The organism is Planktotalea sp., assembly GCF_018607965.1.
Classification (GTDB): domain Bacteria; phylum Pseudomonadota; class Alphaproteobacteria; order Rhodobacterales; family Rhodobacteraceae; genus Planktotalea.
Genome location: NZ_JABBAM010000103.1, coordinates 1 through 7461, shown reverse-complemented (window position 1 = coordinate 7461; position 7461 = coordinate 1). Strand labels below are relative to the sequence as shown.

The window sequence follows — 7461 nt, the reverse complement described above, 5'->3', positions numbered from 1 at the left end:
ACTCCGCCAGATATGATCAACGGCCTAGGGGTGTTTCAGGCCTGTCACAATGAGTATGCTTTATGTCAGAAATAGCTAGGTTAAGATCAGTCGATGCCGACCTTTAGTACAAAACACTGCGTAGCATCGGTTCGAAATTGGCAGATATGATGGAGACAAGCGGCTGATCTGATGGTCTGGATCGGACCGTTGCACAAAACAAACTATGATACTGCTTCAGTCATATCTAAAGCTGTATCGTTGAGCTTTAGTCTGCATTTCCGTCTTGCGCTCCGCTGCGCTGTGGCATCCGGAAAAAGGCAAGCTTCGCCCATAGGATAACCCCGTCAAAATGGAGCCCCTAAAGCGAATAAAAGAGCGCTGCGCGCTGGTCCCATGGATGAAGAATGTCTCGTCACTGCGAAGGCATATTTTATATGTTTAAGTGGGAGCGTTTTCTAACGCTTGAAATGGTTCTAGACTGGACGCGAACGCGCTGATGAACTCAAGCGTAATGGCGGACGGTTGTTTTGAGATTGGCCGAACCAAGGATAGTCTATGCGAAAGTGCGGGCAAGAATGGCCGCGCTTGAACGCCCCTGTCTACGAATTTCAACGCATCTAATTCACTGACGATTGCAACACCTAGCCCGTGCGAAACTAATTCGCAGGCGGCCGTGAACTGGCGTGTTTCGACCAATGTTGTCAGAACGGTATCTGCGTCTACAAAAGCGGTCGCCAGATTTTTGAAGAATTCGCTATCGCGCCGCGTGTGTATGATTTTGTCGTTGGCCAAGTCATGCGCTGTGACTTCAGATAGCTTTTCCAGAGGATGGCCGTCGGGAAAAATACAAACTGTGCGCACGTCGATGTCAGTGCTGAAGACTGCCGAATGCCCTCGAAACCCGTCAGTGATACCAAAGTCGAATTGCTCATCTATCATCCATTCCAAAATTCGTTCTGGGCGGTCTGGTTCAATGGTGATGCTGACACCCGGTCGATCCTTTAGAAACTGGGCGATAACCGCGGGCAAATGGTTGGTCGCAAATCCAGGGAGGCAGGCGATTCTAATGTGGCCCGCTTTTCTCTCGGTTATACTTTGGCTGACTTCTTCTATCTGATCCATAAGGTCGAGAACCCGCTGGATGTCGGCTTGAAGAAAGTGGACTTCTTGGGTTGGGACAAGTCGCCCACCGCGCCGGTCGAACAATGAAAACCCCAAAGTCTGCCCTAAATCAGCTAATAACCTGCTTACTGCGGGTTGGCTGACACCTAATTCTTTTGCGGCCCTTGTCACAGAACTGTGTTGAATGACTGCCATAAGGGCTTCGAGTTGGCGCAATCTAAGTTTCTGTTTCATGCCATTTCATTCCATGAATCTATAAAGGAGACCATAACATAATATTATATAAAATCAAAATTTTACCATCTTGTATTATACCCGCAGCGGTGTATCGTTTTGGTGTTTACAGCTGGTGCGGGGATGACTTGTCGCACCACATGACAGACAACGCACCGCTGTGGTGCATGGGAGGAATTATGAAAAAATCATTGCTCGGCGCGCTTGCCGTTTCAACAATGCTATCACCGGTTGCGGCGATGGCTCAAACAGAAGTCCAATTCTGGCACGCCTTCACAGGTCGCCTTGGGGAGTTGGTTGCGGCTCAAGTTGCAGACTTCAACGCTAGCCAAAGCGATTATACCGTCGTGCAAAGCCACAAGGGTAATTATTCCGAAACCTTGAATGCTGGTATCGCTGCGTTCCGCGCTGGTGAGCAGCCACACATCTTGATGGTGTTCGAAGTTGGCACGGCGACAATGATGGCGGCGGCCGGTGCCGTTCGCCCAGTTCACGAAGTGATGGCCGCAAGCGGTGCTGACTTTGACCAAGACGCCTATATTGGCGCAGTCAAAGGGTATTATACATCTACCGAGGGCGACATGCTGTCCTTGCCGTTTAACGCGTCTACACCTGTTTTATGGGTGAACCGTGATGCCATGAGTGCTGCGGGCGTTGATCCTGACACGGATCTGTCCACTTGGCAGAATGTTGATGCGACGTTGACCGCACTGAAGGCGGGCGGCGAAGAATGTCCACTTGTCACGGCGTGGCAAAGCTGGATCCATCTGGAAAACTTCTCAGCCTATCATGATGTGCCATTTGCGTCCAAAGACAACGGTTTTGCAGGCGTCGATACCGAGCTGATGCTAAACGGTGAAGCGCAGATTGCTCACCTTAGCGCAATGGGCCAGTGGGCGCAGGACGGCAAGTTCATCTATACGGGTCGTCGCAATGAAGGTGGTGCAAACTTCCGCGCTGGTGAATGTGCATTGTTCACAGAAAGCTCTGCAGGCTATGCGGGCATCAGTTCCGAGGCCGAGTTTGACTTTGATGTACGCCCACTTCCTTACTGGGAAGGTGTTGGCAACTCGCCACAGAACACCATCATTGGTGGTGCTTCGCTTTGGGTCATGGAAGGTCATGAAGACGACGCATACAAAGGCGCGGGTCAGTTCCTGAGCTTCTTGTCATCGTCTGACGTTCAAGCGAAATGGCATCAAGACACTGGCTATTTGCCGATCACTGCCGAAGCGAGTGTTGCAACCAAAGCAGCTGGTTTCTATGAGGCAAACCCAGGCACTGAAGTTGCGGTAATCCAGATGACTGCGAACGCGCCAACAGCCAATTCCAATGGCCTGCGCCTTGGATCGTTTGACCAGATCCGTGGGATTATCGACGAAGAGCTGGAAGGCATTTGGTCAGGCGACAAGACTGCCCAAGAAGCAATGGACAGCGCCAAAGAGCGCGGCGATGCATTGCTGCGTCGTTTTGAGGCGGCCAACCGCTAAGACGTAAACACCGACGGGCCTGTCATGGGCCCGTCACCTTTTGAGGGGGGCAGGGACGATGGAAAAACGCGTTACGTTTCGGGGCTGGTGGGTCCCAGCGCTTTTGATTGCGCCACAGGTCTTTATTTCTGCGGTCTTCTTTTTCTATCCTGCGGGGCAGGCGGTCTGGCAATCGCTGTTTATTCCCGACCCCTTTGGCCTGTCATCCCAGTATGTGGGCCTTGGCAATTTTGAATATCTTTTGGGTGACAAATTCTACCGGGCGTCCTTTGTGACCACGGCTATGTTTTCGATCCTTGTGACCCTTTGCTCCATGATCCCAGCACTTTTTCTTGCCGTTATTGCGGATAGGTTGATCAAGGGCTCTGGCGTGTACCGTACGATGTTGATCTGGCCATATGCCGTCGCCCCCGCAATCGCAGGCGTGTTGTGGTTGTTCATGTTCAACACCCGTGTCGGGGTCGTCTCATGGTATCTGGGCAACCTTGGTTATGACTGGAACCATGTATTGAATGGGGGCGAGGCGATGGGCCTTGTGGTTGTTGCATCATCATGGGGTCGGATCAGTTACAATTTCTTGTTCTTCTTTGCCGCACTCCAAGCGGTGCCGCGCTCTGTCATCGAAGCGGCCGCCATTGATGGCGCACGGTTCTGGAAACGCTTCTGGACGATTGTGCTGCCACTCCTGTCGCCCACAACCTTCTTTTTGCTCGTGGTCAATGTTGTCTATTCCTTCTTTGAAACATTCGGCGTGATCCACACGATCACCTCGGGTGGGCCGCAGCAATCAACGACCGTACTGGTGTATAAGGTCTTTGCAGATGGGTTCGTCGGCCAAGACCTTGGATCATCCTCCGCGCAATCGGTGATATTGCTGTTCGTGGTAGGATTGTTGACCATCGTTCAATTCAAGTTTGTCGAGAAACGGGTGCATTACTGATGGCGCGCGAAATTCACGGCATGGTCGAAAAACGGGGGGCCGGACTATGGTTGACCCACGTGTTTATGATACTTGGTGTATTGATCATTTTCTTCCCGATCTGGCTGGCGTTCGTGGCATCTACGGTGACACAGCCCGAAATCGTTAAGCCGCCAATGCCGCTTTGGCCGGGTGATCAGCTATGGGAAAACTATTCCAAAGCGCTGTTTTCAGGCGTGAATGTCCCCGTTGCCACAATGTTGTTCAACAGCCTTGTGATGGCGATTGGTATTGCGGTTGGCAAGATCGTGATCTCGCTGCTGTCCGCCTTTGCGATTGTCTATTTCCGCTTCCCGGGGCGCAACATCTTCTTTTGGATGATCTTCCTGACGCTTATGCTGCCTGTCGAGGTGCGCATCGTTCCCACTTATGAGGTCGTTGCAGGTTTTGGCATGCTCAACAGTTACGGTGGTCTGATCTTTCCTTTGATTGCCTCTGCGACAGCGACGTTCCTGTTTCGCCAGTTCTTTCTGACGATCCCAGATGAGTTGGCAGAGGCCGCACGCGTAGATGGTGCCAGCCCGATGCGGTTCTTTTGGGATATCGTTGTCCCGATGAGCCGGACCAATATCGCAGCACTGTTTGTGATCCTGTTTATCTATGGCTGGAACCAATATTTATGGCCTTTGCTCATCACGACCGACCCGGAAATGAACACGATCGTTATGGGTATCAAACAGATGTTCCCATCTGGTGATGATGTCGCGGACTGGCCCGTAATCATGGCCACCTCGATCCTTGCGATGATCCCTCCTGTGATTGTCGTGGTCAGTATGCAACGGCTGTTTATCCGCGGCCTCGTCGATAGCGAGAAATAAGATATGGCAACGGTTTCCCTTAAGGACGTCAAGAAAAGCTTTGGTGCGACAGATGTCATTCATGGCATCACAATGGACATTGAAGACGGCGAATTCATCGTGATTGTCGGACCATCTGGCTGTGGCAAGTCCACGTTGTTGCGTATTGTTGCAGGGTTGGAAACCGTGTCGGGAGGCGAGGTTTTCATTGGTGGTGATCTGGCCAATGAAAAGGAACCAATGGACCGTGATATCGCGATGGTCTTTCAGAACTACGCGCTCTACCCGCATATGTCAGTGCGCCAAAATATGGGATACGGGCTGAAGATTGCTAAGATGCCCAGGGATGAAATCAACGCTAAGGTCGAGGTCGCAGCCAAGTTGTTGCAACTGGATGCTTTGCTTGATCGCAAGCCTAAACAACTATCAGGCGGTCAGCGTCAACGCGTTGCCATGGGGCGCGCAATTGTGCGCGAGCCAGCGGTATTTTTGTTTGATGAACCGCTCTCAAACCTTGATGCCAAACTGCGCGTTCAGATGCGTTTGGAAATCAAAGAACTGCAATCAAAGCTGGGCATCACCTCGCTTTACGTGACCCATGATCAGGTTGAAGCGATGACCATGGCAGATCGAATGATTGTCATGTATGCAGGAATAGCAGAGCAAATCGGAACGCCGCTAGAAGTATATGAAACCCCGCGCACGTTGTTTGCAGCGCAGTTCATCGGCAGCCCTGCGATGAACATCGTCGATGCTGACGTGAAAGAGGGCAAAGTGTTTTTCGGCGGACACCCAGTCGGCGATGCTGTTGGCGCAGACGGGCCTGTTAAATTGGGTGTGAGACCAGAACATCTTGTTCCAGACGATGCAGGCCCCCTTAGCGTTAGCGTGAGAATGGCAGAGCCGCTAGGGGCCAATACGCTGTTGCATGGTGTACTTGAGGGGGCAACTGAGGGCTTTACGGTTAGCTTACAAGGCGTGCATCTTATGCCTGACGCCAATGTCGCGCGTGGCTTTCGGATCGAAACAGGTAAAGCGCATGTTTTTGATGTCGCCACGGGCCTAAGACGGGCCTGAGGTTGGGCAGCAGGATTTATATGGTTGCCAGTCACAATCCTAAGAGCGAACCAACTTTCGCTGATTCGCTTTTGCTCGGATTTATTCGGTGCGATCTCTATACTTCGCTGGCCAACTCTTTCAGGCTTTTGTGCACGATATTCATTATGTCTGTCACTTCGGATTTCTTGATGATCAGAGGCGGACAAAATGCCATCGCGTCCAACATGTTACGCGAAATCAATCCGTTGCGCAGCATGATCGTATTCATATGCGCCCCCAGTTTTCCGGGTGTTGCTGCGGCTGCGTGACCTTCAGGGGCGACCAGTTCTAGAGCGGCAATCAATGCGACGCCGCGGGCTTCACCTACAAGAGGATGGCTGGTCATATCGCCAAGCGCGACCTGCAGCTCTGAACCGCGTGCAACGGCATTCGCAACCAGATCATTTTCTTCGATGATCTTAATGTTTTCAAGCGCAACCGCTGCGCCAACAGGATGTCCACTAGCCGTGTAGCCGTGCCCAAGGACGCCAATGCGACCGCTTTCTTCGGCAATTGGATCGTAGACGCGATCGTTGATCATGAACGCAGATAGCGGGAAGTAGGATGACGTGATCTGCTTGGACATCGTCAGGATATCAGGCGTAATGTCATAGGTGGTTGAGCCGAACATATTTCCCGTGCGCCCAAAGCCACAGATCACCTCATCGGCGATCAACAAGATATCGTACTTCGCCAAAACTGCTTGGATCTTTTTCCAATAGGTCGCGGGTGGAACAACGACGCCACCTGCGCCCATAACGGGTTCCGCGATGAACGCGGCAACCGTATCAGGGCCCTCTGCTTGGATCATATCATCAAGATCTTGCGCGCAACGTGTCGCGAATGCCTCTTCGGTTTCGCCGTCCTGACCTTCGCGCCAGTAGTGCGGGCATGTGGTGTGCAAGACGCCGTTGATCGGCAGATCGAAAGACCGATGATTGTTCGGCAATCCCGTCATAGACGCCGAGGCAACTGTGACCCCGTGATAGCCGCGCATACGCGAAATAATCTTCTTTTTCTCGGGCTTTCCCAGAGCGTTTGAGCGATACCAAACCATCTTAACGATCGTGTCGTTCGCTTCGGAACCTGAATTGGTAAAGAACACTTTGCTCATTGGGGCAGGGGCGATTTCGATCAGCTTTTCGGCTAGATCAATCGCAGGCCCATGCGAGCGGTGGGAGAAATTGTGATAGAACGGCAGCTTTTGCATTTGCGTGTGGGCGACGTCCACAAGACGCTTTTCGTTGAACCCAACGCCGACGCTCCAAAGGCCAGCCATACCTTCTATGTAGCGCTTGCCATTGTTGTCATAGACATGAACCCCTTCGCCGCGATCAATGATCAATGGCCCAACGTCTTCATGTGCCTGCGCGTTGGTGTAGCCATGAAAATGATACGCGATGTCGCGGGCTTCGTCAGAGTTAGGTCTCATATCCATAGGTCACACCATGTCCAAATGTTGAAAGTCTGCTGGCTGCGATGCAGCGTTGTCCTAAAACTTGCTAGCGTTGCTTTGGGTGGCAAAGCAAGGGGTTTTGATAGAGCTGTTCTGGAAAGCTCAACACTATGAACATGCGGTCAGATGAAAAATTCACTTTAACAGTATATAGTTGCATTTTTGGGGTAACGCCGTGTGCGGTGACTTTGCCGAACTCTCGTTAGAGCGCGCTCAACACCCCCAATGTACCTTGACTAGGGTCAGGCCTCATAACCAAAAGATGACGGTTGCATCGAGAGCGATGGCAGAGAGGAAGACAGT

Annotated in this window: 6 protein-coding genes; 4 read left to right on the top strand and 2 right to left on the bottom strand. The window is 51.9% G+C overall.

Annotated elements, in window-relative coordinates:
• Window positions 1-420: 420 nt before the first annotated feature.
• Window positions 421-1338 carry a LysR substrate-binding domain-containing protein gene (locus QZ279_RS09790; RefSeq protein WP_293450329.1) on the bottom strand — a complete coding sequence of 306 codons (918 nt, stop codon included), beginning with the start codon at window positions 1336-1338 and terminating at the stop codon, window positions 421-423.
• 179 nt (window positions 1339-1517) lie between these two features.
• Between QZ279_RS09790 and ugpB the strand changes: the two genes are divergently transcribed.
• The 4 genes from ugpB to ugpC are packed head-to-tail and all read left to right on the top strand — an operon-like array spanning window position 1518 to window position 5681.
• A complete protein-coding gene (ugpB, locus tag QZ279_RS09785) occupies window positions 1518-2828 on the top strand; it encodes a sn-glycerol-3-phosphate ABC transporter substrate-binding protein UgpB (RefSeq protein ID WP_293450327.1) in 1311 nt (436 codons plus the stop codon).
• A gap of 58 nt (window positions 2829-2886) precedes the next feature.
• A complete protein-coding gene (ugpA, locus tag QZ279_RS09780) occupies window positions 2887-3768 on the top strand; it encodes a sn-glycerol-3-phosphate ABC transporter permease UgpA (RefSeq protein ID WP_293450325.1) in 882 nt (293 codons plus the stop codon).
• 20 nt (window positions 3769-3788) lie between these two features.
• A complete protein-coding gene (gene ugpE / locus QZ279_RS09775) occupies window positions 3789-4625 on the top strand; it encodes a sn-glycerol-3-phosphate ABC transporter permease UgpE (protein WP_293450331.1) in 837 nt (278 codons plus the stop codon).
• A gap of 3 nt (window positions 4626-4628) precedes the next feature.
• Complete coding sequence (gene ugpC, locus QZ279_RS09770; RefSeq protein WP_293450323.1) at window positions 4629-5681, top strand: sn-glycerol-3-phosphate ABC transporter ATP-binding protein UgpC; 1053 nt, start codon at window positions 4629-4631, stop codon at window positions 5679-5681.
• A 97-nt stretch (window positions 5682-5778) separates the two neighbouring features.
• Here ugpC and QZ279_RS09765 read toward each other — a convergent pair whose 3' ends face one another.
• A complete protein-coding gene (locus tag QZ279_RS09765) occupies window positions 5779-7140 on the bottom strand; it encodes an aspartate aminotransferase family protein (protein ID WP_293450321.1) in 1362 nt (453 codons plus the stop codon).
• Window positions 7141-7461: the final 321 nt, after the last annotated feature.

What these genes read in the sequence shown, in the direction of transcription:
- QZ279_RS09790 (WP_293450329.1), bottom strand. Translation starts at nt 1,338, where the DNA reads ATGAAACAGAAACTTAGATTGCGCCAACTCGAAGCCCTTATGGCAGTC.
- ugpC (WP_293450323.1), top strand. Translation starts at nt 4,629, where the DNA reads ATGGCAACGGTTTCCCTTAAGGACGTCAAGAAAAGCTTTGGTGCGACA.
- ugpE (WP_293450331.1), top strand. Translation starts at nt 3,789, where the DNA reads ATGGTCGAAAAACGGGGGGCCGGACTATGGTTGACCCACGTGTTTATG.
- QZ279_RS09765 (WP_293450321.1), bottom strand. Translation starts at nt 7,140, where the DNA reads ATGGATATGAGACCTAACTCTGACGAAGCCCGCGACATCGCGTATCAT.
- ugpB (WP_293450327.1), top strand. Translation starts at nt 1,518, where the DNA reads ATGAAAAAATCATTGCTCGGCGCGCTTGCCGTTTCAACAATGCTATCA.
- ugpA (WP_293450325.1), top strand. Translation starts at nt 2,887, where the DNA reads ATGGAAAAACGCGTTACGTTTCGGGGCTGGTGGGTCCCAGCGCTTTTG.